Genomic DNA, 14675 nt, shown 5'->3' on the forward strand with positions numbered 1-14675 from the left:
GCTACTATCACCGGCGGCACCTTAGCTGCCGTTAATAACATCGGCACTATTACCAGCATCCTCGGTGCAACGATAACCGCAGGTACCCTATCCAGCGTCACTTCGATTTCGCAAAAGAGCTTCGTAGAATCATCTGTCTTGAACGTCCAGCCATCATCTACTACTTTCGCTCCACTACCAGCCGTAACGACAAGTGTATTGGGCGTGTATTCCTACTTCGTATATAACAGACAGGGAGGGTCTATTGTAACTAGAGTCGAAATAAGCGCAGACGGCACAAACTATTTCGTCGATACAAACGGAGCTACGATCGCAGCTGGTGCATCTGACGTTGTCGTTCCTGCCAGATTTTTAAAATACACCAGACTGTCATACCGGCTAGCCCTACTTGCAGCCCCGGCTACAATTGATGTTTATTTCAATGGGCAAGGTACCTAATAAATAGCTCTCACATAACCTAATAACTAACAACACGAAAGAGCACGTGAGCACCATGTGCTCTTTCTGCACGTGCGAATGATGAGGTGAGAGGGTATGTATATTTCGCATGGCAATCGAGGCTTTACTATAGGCGTCCTCATATTAGCTCGTGATGAAGCAGCATTAATTGGACGTTGCTTAGATAGTGTAAAGGAAGCTGATGAATGTCTTGTTGCTGACACAGGATCAGTAGATGGCACTCCTGAAATGGCTCTCCAACAAGGAGCCCACGTCATTCAGCTGGAATGGAATAATGACTTCGCAGAAGCACGCAACGAGGCGCTGCAGCATATGACAACGGATTGGATACTTGTACTGGATGCAGATGAACGATTGATAAGCTCGATCCAAGATGTTCGAGAATGGATTTACCACACAAATGGCGAAGGCAGCACGGTGAAAATAATTAATCGACTGAGCGAAGAAGATGTGCAGCTAGCTGTTTGCCATCGTGCAGTAAGACTGTTTCGACGCCGCGACACCTTTCAATACAAAGGAAGGATTCACGAAGACATCGGACCTTCCATTACGCAAATCTATGAAGAAGCGGCTTTAGCAGACAGTGCGATCACCATTGAACACATTGGCACACTTCCACAGCATATCCAACGTAAGAACAAGCCCGAACGCAATAAACAACTGCTGCTCAAAAGTATAGAGCTGAATCCAACCGATGCCTTTTTGCTATATGGACTTGGAGTCACCGCTGTTCAGCAGCAAGAACTGGATGACGCCTATCGATGGTTCAGTCTTTCTCGCGAGAACATCGATCTCCACGCAGCTTATCGCCCTACCTTATATCGGGATGCGATCAAAGTACTACTTGCACAACATAACCCCCATACAGCGGAGGAGTGGCTGCAAGAGGCTATTTCTAGCTACTCTGAATATGCCGAGCTCTATATTTTGCAAGGACAGTCGTTGTTTCAACAAGGGTTATTACAAGAAGCTTTACACAGCTTCCAACATGCTCTGACGACAAGCTCTGACCACTACGTCACGGAAAATGGAAGCAACAGCTATATCCCACATACGTGGATTGGGGAAACATACCGACAGCTGCGCCAATATAGTGAAGCGCTCAAATCCTACAACACTGCACTTGTTGACCATCCACAATATGAACCCGCACTTCATGGGTTCGTAGCAGCTGCTGTGGAATTGCATGTATCAGAAGAAGAGGTTGTCACTCATATCGAATCACTATGGGAACAAAGAGAACAAATCGACTTCCCTAGCGCCGTGATTCTCGTTCGTGTCTACAAACAAGCTGGCTACCATCATTCTCTTGCCCAGTTGTGTGTCAATCGTTTATCTACACCCCAAGCTATATATGGATTAACCATTGCTTGGATCCATAAAGAACGATACGCGGAAGCCAATGGAATGCTGCACCATTTACTACAGACGACGCGACTGCATGACAACGAGCGCAGACAGTTGGAAGATTGGCAGGCAATCTGTGCATGGCAGGCTCACTTGCAAGGAAAACCTGCTCTCGTCAGCAATGCCAACTGGGCACCTGCTGTTCGTGAGGCTTACCAACTGCTGACAAGGTCCAACCAAGCCATTGCAAGCGGGAAAGCCTATATTCATAAATACACGATTGAGCATACAGAGGAGCAGTCTGCAGTAGAAGCTTCCCCGCATAAAAAGGATATACAGGATAGCGTAGCTGCATCTCATCTTGAAGGAACTTCCCCTAGCGGCGAGCTATACGAAGTTCTAGATCGGTGGATAACGCTGCTGCGCGATGAAGCGCTTATTCAACCACTCCAAAAATGGACGTTCCATGCTGGTAATCGCGATTTGAAGTGTGCCAAAGCCTTGTATGCCGCTGGTGATATTTACAGCTCAGCGGATATCTTACTTAAAGCGATGACGGAACAGCGGCTTGATGCAGAAGGAGCCATGATGCTAGGCGAGGTGCTCATGCAGAAACAGCACTGGCAGGAAGCACTCGACTTGTTAGAAGGTGCCCGACTGCTGCACCAAGAACAAGTAGACGTCGAGCAAGACGTGTCCGCTAGGCTTGATCGTATGCTGGCACTTACGTATGTTCGGCTGTCTGAGCATTATTTGCAGCAGGCCATTGCGCTTGATCCTAAGCAGCAAGCGTGGGAAGAACAGCTCAAGATGATTCGTCTGGCAATCGAGCAATTATCGTCGACGCCTTGGGAACTGCCGCGCACCACACTGCAAAGGAGGAACATCCAACTTGTCCAAAGTGAAGCTGTCCGCCTGTCTCATCGTTCGGAATGAACAGCATCTACTTCCGGATTGCCTGCACAGCATACGTCAAGCAGTAGATGAGATTATCGTCGTAGATACAGGCTCAACCGATGAAACGATAGCTATTGCCAAGCAGGCGGGGGCTATCGTGCTTGAAATACCTTGGAACGACGACTTTGCAGCAGCTAGAAATCTTTCGCTGGCTCATGCAACAGGCAAGTGGGTGCTTATTCTCGACGCAGATGAGCGCCTAGATGCCGAAAGCATCCCACTGCTCCGTAAGCTGGTGGAAGGGAACGATCCCTATGAAGGGTATTTTATAAGAGTGGAGCATGTGATGGGAGACGGATTCGATCCGATTCCTATGACTGTCAATCCGCTGCTTCGGCTGTTTCGCAATCGAGAGGCTTATCGTTTCGAAGGAGCTATTCACGAACAAATAGCATCTGTCATTATTCGTGAGAAGGTGGATGCCGTTCTCGCCTTCACACCAATACGCGTGCTTCACTTAGGCTACCAGCCGCATATTGTTAGCGGCAAAGATAAGATTGCTCGCAACATACACATGCTGGAACGAATCATTGAGACCGAAGGAAGACAGCCGTTCCACTTGTTTAATCTTGCTGTTGAGCGATTGAGAAAAGGCGATGACATAACCGCCCTCACCTTACTCCGTGAGGCACGCGAGATTACACCACTGTCTGCTTCATTTGCCCATCTGATGATTAAAATAGAAGCTTGGGCTTGTGCCCGGATTGGGAAAATAGACGAAGCCGTGCAACTATGCACGGCAGGTATTAAAGACTTCCCCGACTATACGGACCTCCACTTTGCGCTGGCGGTGTATTACGACGCCAGCGGCAATCGTCACGCCGCCATCGAGGCGATGCGCGAGGCGGCGCGGATTGGCACGCCTCCTTCGCATTATCATACCGAAGGAGGCGTGGGTACCTTTCGCGCCCATATGCAATTGGGCGCGTGGGCGCTTGAGGCGCGCGCATGGCGCGAAGCTGCGCGCGCCTTCGACGCCGCGTTGGCGGCGGAAGGCTGCCCGGCAGCGGCTTGGCTCGCCAGCGTGCGATTACGCCGCGTTCAGGGCGACCTGCCTGCGCTAAGCGAAGCCGCAGCGCAATGGCTGCAAGCGCAGCCGCAGGCGCTCCGTGCCGCATTGCTTAGCGCGGCACAGCACGGCGGCGGTTCAGCGCTTGATTTACCTCACGCCACCGCTGCCCATAATGCCCCCACTCCCCCTGTCGGCAGCAGCGTTACGCCGCAGGCACAGCCAACTGCTGCCTCGGCTGGTTCACCCGCTTCGTCAGCAGCTAAAAACCCATCTCGCACATCTGCTACCGTTTCATTAGCTGATCTGCTTGCTGATAATAACAACACTAACAACAAACACAATAACAACTTATCAACCCCATCAAAACATAAACAACACGTACAACCTACAATGACTAACACGCCTATTGCACAAGCCCTATCCTCCTTGTCTAAAGCTGATATAGCTTTAGCAAGATTGCAGCAATATCCTTGGTCGCGCACGTCAGCGGCCACTTCACGTCTTTTGCTCCCCCTCTATGCATTGGCACTATCAGCTCAGACAAAGGAGGCACCTACAATATGACGACACCTTCTTTTCCCATAACTTTATGTGTCATCGTTCGCGATGAGGAGGACGTGCTGCGGCGCTGCCTACAATCGGCTAAAGATCTGGTGGCTCAAATGATCGTTGTCGATACAGGATCAACGGATGCCTCTGCTGCAATTGCCAAAGAATGTGGGGCTTCCGTTTATCATTTCGAATGGCAAGATGACTTTTCAGCCGCACGCAATGCTGCTATCGAAAAAGCCGAGCAGCCATGGATATTAATGCTGGATGCTGACGAAATCATAGATAGGGAAAGTTGGCAAGAAGAACAATTGCAAGCCGTTTTTAAACAGCCGCACGTTCTCGGCTGTTACGTACGGATTGCCCATTTAACTCACTGCTGGAACCAAAATTTTAACCTTAATCATAGACCAGCTTATAGTGCCATCGATATGGCGTGTCGGCTATTCCGTAACGATCCCCATCTTCGTTATGCTGGGCGCATTCACGAAGACATCACCGCTACTATAGAAGCCGTATCAACAGAAGAATCATCAGAAGCAATATGTTGGAGCTCCTTCACCATATGGCATGATGGATACGCAGCCGAGCGCTTGCAGAACAAAGATAAGTCAGCACGGAACTTGCACTTGCTTCATTTGCAACTAGAAGAAGAACCACTAAACCCATTATGGTGGTATGCGTACGGGACAGAACATTTCCAAGCAGAACGCTATGCAGAAGCACTTCCTTGGCTGCTGCGGACGATCACTTCCTTATCCAAACAGCCTCGCTTGCCGGGCTATGCTTCTGACGTTTGGCTTAAAGCTGTTTTTGCCTACTATTCACTTAACCAAATAGACAGCGCTGTTCGATTAGCCGAAGAAGCAATGAATCGATTTCCACGCTTTCCAGATTTGCTGCTGCTCAGTTCCACCTTGTATGCCATCCGTGGCAGCTTAGCAGAAGCCTACCGTTGTGCCGAAAAGGCCGCTTCCTGCGGAGATCGTACACACCTATATACGAGCACCGATGGCGCTAGTACGTGGAGAGCACATTGGATGGCAGCGTTTCTTGCCGAACGTACTGGTAATTATGCTCAAGCTGCACACCATTATGAACAAGCCGCCGCCTACACCATCGCACAGCACCCTTCCGCTGTTCTGAAGTCTGCCGCGGCATGGCACCGATCCGATTGGATTTCATCCAGCCGCTGGATGCGGTCAGCTGCGGCAGCTTCCGAACAAACACTACCCACCATTGCTCATCAACTTACACAAGCGTTAGCCGCCTCCGTTCATTCCTCTGCTGCCGCTCATCTCCTACCATTTGTGCCAGCCTTACATCGTGCAACAAGAATTGATTGGGCTTCATTCACCCGCCATTTCTTATACGATGACACTTAACTTGACATCCTAAGTACAGGATGTTATATTCTCCTCATATTCAAGATAATTATTTTCGAGATATATACAAAGGCGGTAATATACTATGCATGAAAAGAAATCAACAAAAGATTACGGCCCTGAGATAGAGCAAGCACTTAAACTACTCGTTGTCTTGTCACGTGCGTCACGTTCTTTAATGGAAGTGTCCCAGCAAGACATTAAACGGTATGGCTTGAACTTAAGTGAATTTGCTGTGCTTGAATTGCTTTATCATAAAGGGCCTACTCCGATTCAGCAGATCGGCAGTAAGGTTCTGCTTGCTAGCGGCACAATGACTTATGTTGTGGACAAGCTCGTAAGTAAAGACTACATTATCCGCAAGCAATCGGAGCAGGATCGTCGCGTCATTATGATCGAGCTGACACCTGCAGGCGAAGAAGTCATTGCCCGTATTTTCCCAGAACATGCTCAAACTCTACACGATCGGATGAGCCACCTGTCTAATGAACAGCAACAGCAATTGATTCAGCTTTTGAAAATATTAGGCCAACCTGACACAGCACCATCCAATTAGCGAGCTTTCATTGCAAATCATCCTGCATGTAAAGATGTGTAATGAAGGCTTTCCTCAGCGTAGTTATCGATAACCATAAGGATGTAGCATACAATAAAAAACTGCCTCCGCTCAAGTTAACCCTAGAACGGAGACAGCTGTATTATTATCTAATTTGATTTGTCCATGAAACCATACCTAACATCTTTCATTGCTTCGCGGCTTCGTTCTGAGTATCATTATCCGTTTGCAGCAACCAGTTCCCTCGTGTCGGCAACAAGCTGTGATGGATCGTTGTTACCTTGGCGAGGAATGAATGTATGACCACTCTTTGTCACAGATGCCAATTGATAGGGCAAACATAAAGGTACACCTGTACGTGGATCTGGTACGATATCAGCTTCAATGCCAAATACTTGACGAAGAACATCCTGTGTTACAACTTCCTCAGGCGCTCCCTCACAAATGACAGTACCTGACTTAATTGCGACCATATGATGAGCATAGCGCGACGCATGGTTCAAGTCATGCACGACCATAATAATTGTCCGTCCTTCTTCTTCGTTAAGCTTATGCAACAATTGCAGAACTTCTAATTGATGCGCCATATCAAGGAATGTCGTAGGCTCATCCAAAAATAAAATATCCGTCTGCTGCGCAAGCGCCATCGCGATCCAAGCACGCTGACGTTGGCCTCCAGATAGCTGATCCACAGGACGATCATGGAAAGCGGCAAGTCCTGTCACTTCAATCGCCCATTGGACAATCTCACGATCTTCCTTTGTCATCGAGCCAAAGCCTTTCTGGTGTGGGAAGCGACCATAGCTAATCAACTCCGAGACGGTCAGACCTTCAGGCGCTGTTGGATTTTGCGGCAAAATAGCCATCTGCTTAGCTACTTCTTTCGTAGATTGTTCGTGGATTGAGCGTCCATCCAACAGAACGTCTCCGCCCGAAGGCCTCATAATCCGAGACATCGTCTTCAATATCGTAGACTTGCCTGAACCGTTAGAACCGACCAGTGCCGTTATTTTTCCCGTCGGAATCGATACATTCAAATTATCTACAATTACCGTGTCATTGTACCCAATCCGAAGCTGTTCTGTACGCAATCTCTCCACTGCGCCCACTCCCTTTTACAAATAATTTACCTCATCTATGCCAATACCGATCTTATTTGAAATTGGACGTCCGACATTGTATCCGTTCATTTTATTAATTGATAATGATTATCAATGATAATATCACTAATCTTTAGTAATGTCTATCCCTCGCCAAAAATATACAAATCTGCTCATTTACATAGACAAACAAATAAAGAGGACTGCCTACAGGTTGTTCCCATCCTGTTAAGCAATCCTCTATTCAACCATCCTATTCACTATCATGTACCGACATCCACTGATACTATCCCTTACCAAAGAAGATCCTTATTTGCTTACGAAGCACATTCACAACGATACCAAGTATCGTCCCGATTAAAAAGGCGACGAGAGAGATGGCTATACCGAACATAGCCGTAAATCCTTCTCCTGGATTATCACTCTCTGCTTCGTATAAACCTCCGATTAAAGGAACCAAAAATGTATAAATTACTACGTAAATAAAAAATGCAGCGAACGATATGATAAGCTGCCTCCACTGCCCCTGCGATACGAGGGAAGTCGAAATGAAATTGACGATAATAAGTATGAATACCCCAATGGTTAAACGATGATCATAATCTTCATACGTGTACAACCTATGAATAAAGAGAAGTGTTAGGACCACATGGATGAGAGCCGGCAGGCTTCTTACTAGCATAGATCGCAGTACAGGGATAAACATGCGCTCATGCTCCCCTCCCTCCCATTTTCAATAAATATGATTTGTTCATTTACATATGGAAGCGGTCTGTAGAACTTATCTCTCGATTGAAGGCCAAAAAGCGGGTTCCTTGATAAGAAACCATACCTCCATCACCCTCAGCAATCAAGCCGTATTCTTTTGACTCAACTTGAAGCTCCATTCTACTCCCATCTGTCAGTTCGAACGTCACATAATGCTCCTGCTTAACGCCTGAGTTCTTTCTCCCTCCCCATACTTCAACACGTTTGCCCACCACTTTGCAAACTTCCGATACCTGAGGAGCTCTATTATTCGATAACCAGCGTGAAATACCTGTAACAACAGATATGAGTATGGAGCCAACAATAAAAATAAAGATAGCACCAAAAAATAATTTAAAACCAAGCGGCGTTTCGTTGAAAAAATCCCAAAACCCAGGCTCTTGAAAGTAAGCATGCAATTGTCTGGAAATGACCATAAGCTCGATTGTTCAACTCCTTTTCGCGTCGTTGTCCACTAAGTGCTTCCTTAAGCAGACAGAGCTAAGCGCACAATTTCCTCATACTTTGCTCTTGCCAATCGCTCAGTAATGTACATACAAGCAAGGACAGTGATAATCGACGAACTCACATTAGATAATTAGGTAGAACATGCCTGGCGGATAAGGCTTCGTACCAAATAAATAAGCGGCAGTATCCGGATTTATGCCTGCTACCTGCAAGTATACCAAACTAAAGGATAATATTTCCACAAACAGAAAGAGGACTCCTTCCAACGGCCAATTCATCTACTCTTAACGTCTGACCTTATAGACAACTATGAAAAAAAGGACATTCCTACACAGTTGCACCATAGTATAGTAAGGAGTGGTATTTCCGTCTTTACCACTACAGCGAATCTAGCAAATTACATTTTTACAAAAAAATTTGTTATGATGGAAATAGAATTATAGGGCATCCGTCGATGCGAAATTAAGGAGGATATTATGTTAGCAACCGATCATCGCTCCCAAGAATTGTATTCGATCTGGCTGAACGATCCGCATATCGATGCAGCTACAAAGCAAGAGCTTCAAGCAATCGCTGGCCAAGACAAAGAAATTGTGGACCGTTTCTATACAGAATTGCAATTTGGCACAGGCGGTCTGCGTGGAGTTATAGGCGCAGGAACAAACCGTATGAATGTATATACAGTAGGAAAAGCCACTCAAGGTTTGGCTCAATATTTGAATGCAGCCACGGATTCACCTTCCGTTGCAATCGCATACGATTCTCGTCATTTCTCACCTGAGTTTGCACTAGAAGCTGCACTTGTCCTTGCAGGCAACGGTGTCAAAGCATATGTATACGAATCACTGCGTCCAACACCACAGCTGTCGTTCACGGTACGTCAATTGCAAGCTAGCGCAGGCATTGTGGTGACAGCGAGCCACAATCCGCCGGAATATAACGGATACAAAGTATACGGAGCAGATGGGGCTCAGATTAACCCTGAGACAGCCGCTCAAGTCATTGGCGAAATTCGCGGCATTGCGTCACTAGCTGATATCAAACGTCTCACTCGTGAAGAAGCAGAAGCACAAGGATTGCTTGTCTGGCTAGGTAAAGAGATGGACGAAGCATACATAAGCGCCGTCGCAGCTGTTAGCCAAAACCCTGACGTCATTCGTGAAACGAGCAACAACTTCCGCGTCTTGTTCACGCCACTTCACGGCTCAGGCAATCTTCCTGTTCGCCATGTACTAGAGCGTATCGGATTTAGCCAAGTACGTGTAGTTGCTGAGCAAGAACAGCCTGACGGCAGCTTCCCGACAGTGAAGTCACCTAACCCTGAGGAGCGCGAAGCATTTGCCATCGCTATTGAGCAAGCTCAAGCTTGGGATGCTGACATTATTATGGGTACTGACCCAGATGCTGACCGAATGGGTGCTGTTGTTAAAGATGGAAATGGACAATATGTTGTACTGACAGGTAATCAGTCAGGCGCTCTAATGGTCCATTATGTACTGGATGCGATGAAGAAGAACAACACCCTGCCTGCAAATGGCGCAGTTATTAAGACGATCGTAACAAGCGAGCTAGGTGCTTCCATCGCTGAAGCATTTGGCATGACCGTACTAAACACGCTAACAGGCTTCAAATATATTGGCGAGAAAATGACTCAGTTCGATGAGACTGGTGAGCATACCTTCCTGTTTGGATACGAAGAGAGCTATGGCTATTTAGCTGGCAACTACGCACGTGACAAAGATGCTGTCATTGGGGCTATGCTCATTGCTGAAGCTGGCGCGTATTACAAAGCGCAAGGAAATACATTGTATGATGTGCTGCAAGAGCTTTATGTAGAGCATGGCTACTACTTGGAAGGCTTGCAGTCCCGTACCCTTAAAGGTGTAGAAGGTGTTGCCGTCATTCAAGGTATTATGGAAGACTGGCGGACAAACGTCCCTACCGAAGCTGGCGGCATAGCTGTTGCCAAGGCAGAGGACTATGCGCTTGGGCTCTATGATCTACCAAAAGAGAACGTGCTTAAGTTCCATCTTGCAGACGGAAGCTGGTTCTGCCTTCGCCCTTCTGGAACTGAGCCAAAAATTAAAATGTACTTTGCAGTAAAAGGCACGGACAATGCAGATGCTCAAGCTCGTCTAGAGCGCGTTACGAACGATGTAATGTCTCGCATTGATGCATTTGTCGCTGCTCACAGTGAATAAATCATGAACTAACAACTACGCACTCATACTCATATAGATCAACCTCAAGCCAAGCCATCAAGCATCTAGCTCGTTGGCTTGGCTTTTTCATTTATAGCCATACTGTTCTCGTTTCTAGTCAGCCCTCTAAATATCCATCTTGTATTGCTGCTGCTTAGATACACTGCCCCGATGCAAACCATACGCGTTGAAATCTTTTAATGATTGTCCCCTCTTCTACGCTTGCCTACATGCGTAAATAAGTTCATACTTACCTTATATGCATCAAGCAACACCGAGTCCTGTCGACTCAATATCAAATCTTGTATTTCATCGTATAAAGGAGACCTCGACATGCAGCAAGAGACATTAGAGCTATTCCGCACGCTAACTGAATTTCCGGCCGCGCCAGGCTTTGAGCGTGATCTCCGAGCACTTGTTAAAGGAGAAATTAGCAAATACACAGATGAAATCATTCATGACGCGCTTGGCAGCGTATTTGGCGTTATGCGTGGTAATGAAGAAGGTCCTCGCGTTATGGTTGCTGGACATTTGGATGAAGTCGGCTTTATGTCTACGCAAATTACAGACACAGGCATGATTAAATTCACTACGCTCGGCGGCTGGTGGGGACAAGTTATTCTCGCTCAGCAAGTAGATATCATTACACCAAACGGCCCAATTCGCGGTGTTGTCGGTTCCATTCCGAAGCATTTGCTCGATGAAGCAACAGCGAACAAGCCTGTTGATCCTAAAGTGATGTATATCGATGTAGGTGCAGATAACCGTGCAGAAGCTGAAGCAGCAGGCATTCGCCCTGGCCAACAAATTGTGCCTGTTTGTGAGTTTACACCAATGCTGAATCCGAAAAAGATTATGGCCAAAGCATGGGACAACCGTTACGGTGTCGGACTTGCTATCGAGTTGTTGAAAGAGCTGCATCGTGAGAAAGCTCAGCTGCCTAACATTTTATTCTCTGGTGCAACCGTACAAGAGGAAGTTGGTCTGCGTGGAGCACGTACAGCTGCAAACTTAATTCAACCTGACATTTTCTATGGATTGGATTGCAGTGCTGCCAATGATATGACCGGCGACCGTAATTCCTTCGGTCACTTAGGTAAAGGCGCACTTCTTCGCATCTTCGATCCGACGATGATTACACATCGCGGTCTCGTTGAGTTCGTACAAGATATCGCTGATACGCACAAAATTCCGTACCAATACTTCGTATCTCCTGGTGGTACAGATGCTGGACAAGTACATTTGAGCGGCAAAGGCGTACCATCTACGATTATCGGTGTTGTCGGACGCTACATCCATACGCCAGCATCCATCGTTCATACGGATGATATTGATGCAGCGAAGGAACTGCTTATCCAACTCGTTAAACATACCGACCGTACAACGTACAACACAATCGTTGAGCGAGCTTAGCACGTAATACTTAAGCTCCCTTTCCAGCATCGCACCCTTTTTTCATCACCAAGTACCTTCCGTCATTCATGATGGAAGGTACTTTCATGTTTGTATTACATAGCGCAAACTATGAACCACTCTTTAGAAATTGAGCTATTCCTATTAAGAAAAGCATTAAAAAAAGTGCTAAAACAACAAAGAAAATGAATTTAATCCTTTTCCCTCTTTTGTTTTGTGAACTTAATTGTTTCTCAACCTCATTCAAACGCTTTTCAATACTATCGAGATTTTTTTGATTATTATCATTCATGAGTAACCCATCCTCCTTTTCATGCTTCTAATTTCCTGTCTCTTCACGATATATCACTCTGTCTACTAATAATAACAAATAATTATGTAGTAAATAGAAAACCTACGTTCGAACAACTGACCAGCCGTTGTGGTAGTACATATCGTACCATCTTGAGCGGATATCTGCTGATCATTTCTACCAAATTTACAATAAAATATTGCCTAATCATATTAGACGACGATTATAGAGACAGTGAACATAAAGCAGCCCAAAATACGTAAAACAAAAAGCTCCTTCAGTAATACACCGCTGAAGGAGCTTCTATTCTTATGCAAAAATATTAGTCTCTGCTCGCTCCAATAAAGCGAAGAATGAACAAGAACAAGTTCACAAAGTCGAGGTAAATACTCACAACGATGGAAGGAATATCTTCTTCCGCAAATCCATGCTTTGTAAGACGAGAGAAATCAAACAACGTCCATCCGATAAAGATCAGAATACCGAAGCCTGAATATATCAATTCCATTGTACCTGTCATTGGAACGAACAAGCCTACAAGCATAATACCAATAAGAACAAGCGTTGAAGCAACCAAGAAACCACGCATATAGGAGAAGTCTTGCTTAGACTTCACCGCATAAAGCGCTGTCCCCCCGAAAGCAACTACCGCAAGAGCAAATGCTTGCCCAACAAGAGTTGCACCGAGCGTGCTTACATAATAAGCGATCGCAAACTGCAACGTAATACCCGAAACAAACATAAAGGCAAACATTATCGGGTACCCAACAGCTTTGCTCTTTCTCAAGAAGAAGACAGCCAGCAATAGGCCGATCTCTACAACGAAGAGAGGGATCGCATATGCTGCGGGTACGAATTGTCCTGCATAAATACCTGCAAATGAAATCAGCAATGCAATAAACAATACTGAAAATAACTTAGGCAATGAGCCATTTGATGAAGAATACTCTGTGCTATGCATTGGTATCAATTTCCTCCTTTTTATACTTTTCATGTCTCTTATTTAATTATACGATGCGTGATCCATTTTGTCCCACAATATATAAAGTAACCGTCTTATATGCACCTAACATGCAAGAAAATACGATCATCCAGAGCTCGTACTCTCCATTATCTTTATGCCCCTTTTCCCATGCCCATACCTATTATCTATGTTATGCATCCAACTCTTCATCTTTCACCTACTAAAAAAGTTACCGGTTGTTGAAACTTTAGAGTTGTAAAGGAGCGCACAACTCCCAAATTAAATGGGTAACTATGAAAAGAAGGGATCTGCTCCCTGTTTAATGAAATTTGACTCACATACATGACTTTACCTCCAGCTCTGTCGTTCTTCATCATGATGTACAAATTTAGCACATTAATCACATTAATTATTTCTAGCATTTATTATAAATAACTGTTCAATCTACCGCAGTACAGGTACACTTAAATGAATCGAAACAACGATATCAATGAGTAGCGATACGAATTATACATGAAATTTCATCACTACGAGAATGATCGAGCATAGGGAGGCATACGGCAATGACAACGTCAGTTACTCAATCCAATTCGACAGTTTTAGAGAAAGCAACATTTGCTGGGGGCTGCTTCTGGTGTATGGTGAAGCCGTTTGATCAATGGGATGGCATTCATAGAGTCATTTCAGGCTATACAGGAGGACATGTAGTCAATCCAACCTATGAACAAGTAAAAACACAGACGACAGGACATATAGAAGCTGTACAAATTACGTTCGATCCGAGCATTTTCAGTTATGCACAGCTGCTCGATATTTTCTGGATGCAAATCGACCCGACCGATGCAGGCGGTCAATTCCAAGATCGTGGGGAATCGTATACGACAGCCATTTTCGTTCATAGTGAAGAACAACGACAGCTGGCAGAAGCATCTAAAGCTGCATTGGCTCATAGTGGACGCTTCGACAAACCGCTTGTAACTCCCATTGTCGATGCTGCTCCATTTTACGAGGCAGAAGCGTATCACCAAGATTATTACCGCAAAGAGCCCGAGCACTATAAGCAGGATCGCGCTGCATCAGGACGAGATGAATTCATCCAGTCCCATTGGGACGGATCTTTGTCATCACAATAACGCTTTTCTCTGTTATGCCCTCTCCACATTGAGAGGGCTCTATTTATTTGGAAGGAGATGCGGCAAATGGCCTCACCTAACTCATGCATATC

The 14675-nt window shown here is 45.8% G+C and carries 13 protein-coding genes; 8 read left to right on the plus strand and 5 right to left on the minus strand.

Translation table 11 applies throughout. The features are described 5' to 3' along the window. The 5 genes from H580_RS0122320 to H580_RS0122335 all read left to right on the plus strand — a co-directional run. A partial coding sequence (locus H580_RS0122320; protein ID WP_028596752.1) for a DUF6385 domain-containing protein occupies positions 1–438 on the plus strand: 438 nt, incomplete at its 5' end. 96 nt (positions 439–534) lie between these two features. Then, on the plus strand, positions 535–2742 hold the full coding sequence (locus tag H580_RS25215; RefSeq protein WP_036605654.1) for a glycosyltransferase: 2208 nt from the start codon (positions 535–537) through the stop codon (positions 2740–2742). Beyond that, positions 2708–4339, plus strand: coding sequence for a glycosyltransferase (locus H580_RS25675; protein ID WP_051217659.1), 1632 nt, complete (start codon positions 2708–2710; stop codon positions 4337–4339). The genes H580_RS25215 and H580_RS25675 overlap by 35 nt, the downstream gene beginning before the upstream one ends. Then, positions 4336–5709, plus strand: a complete 1374-nt coding sequence (locus tag H580_RS25680; RefSeq protein ID WP_028596753.1) for a glycosyltransferase family 2 protein — start codon at positions 4336–4338, stop codon at positions 5707–5709. Before H580_RS25675 ends, H580_RS25680 begins: the two co-directional genes overlap by 4 nt. Before the next feature lie 85 nt (positions 5710–5794). Continuing rightward, on the plus strand, positions 5795–6265 hold the full coding sequence (locus H580_RS0122335; protein WP_028596754.1) for a MarR family winged helix-turn-helix transcriptional regulator: 471 nt from the start codon (positions 5795–5797) through the stop codon (positions 6263–6265). 218 nt (positions 6266–6483) lie between these two features. Here H580_RS0122335 and H580_RS0122340 read toward each other — a convergent pair whose 3' ends face one another. The 3 genes from H580_RS0122340 to H580_RS25230 all read right to left on the minus strand — a co-directional run bounded on the left by H580_RS0122340 (position 6484) and on the right by H580_RS25230 (position 8549). Then, positions 6484–7365: an ABC transporter ATP-binding protein gene (locus H580_RS0122340; RefSeq protein WP_028596755.1), complete on the minus strand. Its 882-nt coding sequence runs from the start codon at positions 7363–7365 to the stop codon at positions 6484–6486. Positions 7366–7651: 286 nt separating this feature from the next. Beyond that, positions 7652–8071, minus strand: a complete 420-nt coding sequence (locus H580_RS0122345) for a hypothetical protein (RefSeq protein ID WP_028596756.1) — start codon at positions 8069–8071, stop codon at positions 7652–7654. 49 nt (positions 8072–8120) lie between these two features. After that, on the minus strand, positions 8121–8549 hold the full coding sequence (locus tag H580_RS25230) for a DUF2500 domain-containing protein (RefSeq protein WP_051217660.1): 429 nt from the start codon (positions 8547–8549) through the stop codon (positions 8121–8123). Positions 8550–9056: 507 nt separating this feature from the next. Between H580_RS25230 and H580_RS0122355 the strand changes: the two genes are divergently transcribed. Continuing rightward, the gene (locus H580_RS0122355) at positions 9057–10781 is read left to right on the plus strand and encodes a phospho-sugar mutase (protein ID WP_036605655.1); all 1725 of its coding nucleotides are present in this window, start codon (positions 9057–9059) and stop codon (positions 10779–10781) included. A gap of 333 nt (positions 10782–11114) precedes the next feature. Beyond that, positions 11115–12194, plus strand: coding sequence for a M42 family metallopeptidase (locus H580_RS0122360; protein ID WP_028596758.1), 1080 nt, complete (start codon positions 11115–11117; stop codon positions 12192–12194). A gap of 109 nt (positions 12195–12303) precedes the next feature. On the opposite strand, the gene H580_RS0122365 is transcribed toward H580_RS0122360, so the two are convergent. Continuing rightward, a complete protein-coding gene (locus H580_RS0122365) occupies positions 12304–12486 on the minus strand; it encodes a hypothetical protein (RefSeq protein WP_028596759.1) in 183 nt (60 codons plus the stop codon). A 322-nt stretch (positions 12487–12808) separates the two neighbouring features. Next, positions 12809–13447 carry a Bax inhibitor-1/YccA family protein gene (locus tag H580_RS0122370; RefSeq protein ID WP_028596760.1) on the minus strand — a complete coding sequence of 213 codons (639 nt, stop codon included), beginning with the start codon at positions 13445–13447 and terminating at the stop codon, positions 12809–12811. Positions 13448–14013: 566 nt separating this feature from the next. Between H580_RS0122370 and msrA the strand changes: the two genes are divergently transcribed. Then, entirely contained in the window at positions 14014–14583 is a 570-nt protein-coding gene (gene msrA / locus H580_RS0122375; RefSeq protein ID WP_028596761.1) for a peptide-methionine (S)-S-oxide reductase MsrA, read from the plus strand. Positions 14584–14675: the final 92 nt, after the last annotated feature.

The organism is Paenibacillus assamensis DSM 18201 (assembly GCF_000422445.1).
Taxonomy (GTDB): Bacteria; Bacillota; Bacilli; order Paenibacillales; family Paenibacillaceae; genus Paenibacillus_B; species Paenibacillus_B assamensis.

Bases quoted from the DNA above. Each gene is read 5' to 3' on its own strand.
- H580_RS25215 (WP_036605654.1), top strand. From the start codon at position 535: ATGTATATTTCGCATGGCAATCGAGGCTTTACTATAGGCGTCCTCATA.
- H580_RS25680 (WP_028596753.1), top strand. From the start codon at position 4,336: ATGACGACACCTTCTTTTCCCATAACTTTATGTGTCATCGTTCGCGAT.
- H580_RS0122335 (WP_028596754.1), top strand. From the start codon at position 5,795: ATGCATGAAAAGAAATCAACAAAAGATTACGGCCCTGAGATAGAGCAA.
- H580_RS0122345 (WP_028596756.1), bottom strand. From the start codon at position 8,071: ATGTTTATCCCTGTACTGCGATCTATGCTAGTAAGAAGCCTGCCGGCT.
- H580_RS25230 (WP_051217660.1), bottom strand. From the start codon at position 8,549: ATGGTCATTTCCAGACAATTGCATGCTTACTTTCAAGAGCCTGGGTTT.
- H580_RS0122355 (WP_036605655.1), top strand. From the start codon at position 9,057: ATGTTAGCAACCGATCATCGCTCCCAAGAATTGTATTCGATCTGGCTG.
- H580_RS0122360 (WP_028596758.1), top strand. From the start codon at position 11,115: ATGCAGCAAGAGACATTAGAGCTATTCCGCACGCTAACTGAATTTCCG.
- H580_RS0122365 (WP_028596759.1), bottom strand. From the start codon at position 12,486: ATGAATGATAATAATCAAAAAAATCTCGATAGTATTGAAAAGCGTTTG.
- H580_RS0122370 (WP_028596760.1), bottom strand. From the start codon at position 13,447: ATGCATAGCACAGAGTATTCTTCATCAAATGGCTCATTGCCTAAGTTA.
- msrA (WP_028596761.1), top strand. From the start codon at position 14,014: ATGACAACGTCAGTTACTCAATCCAATTCGACAGTTTTAGAGAAAGCA.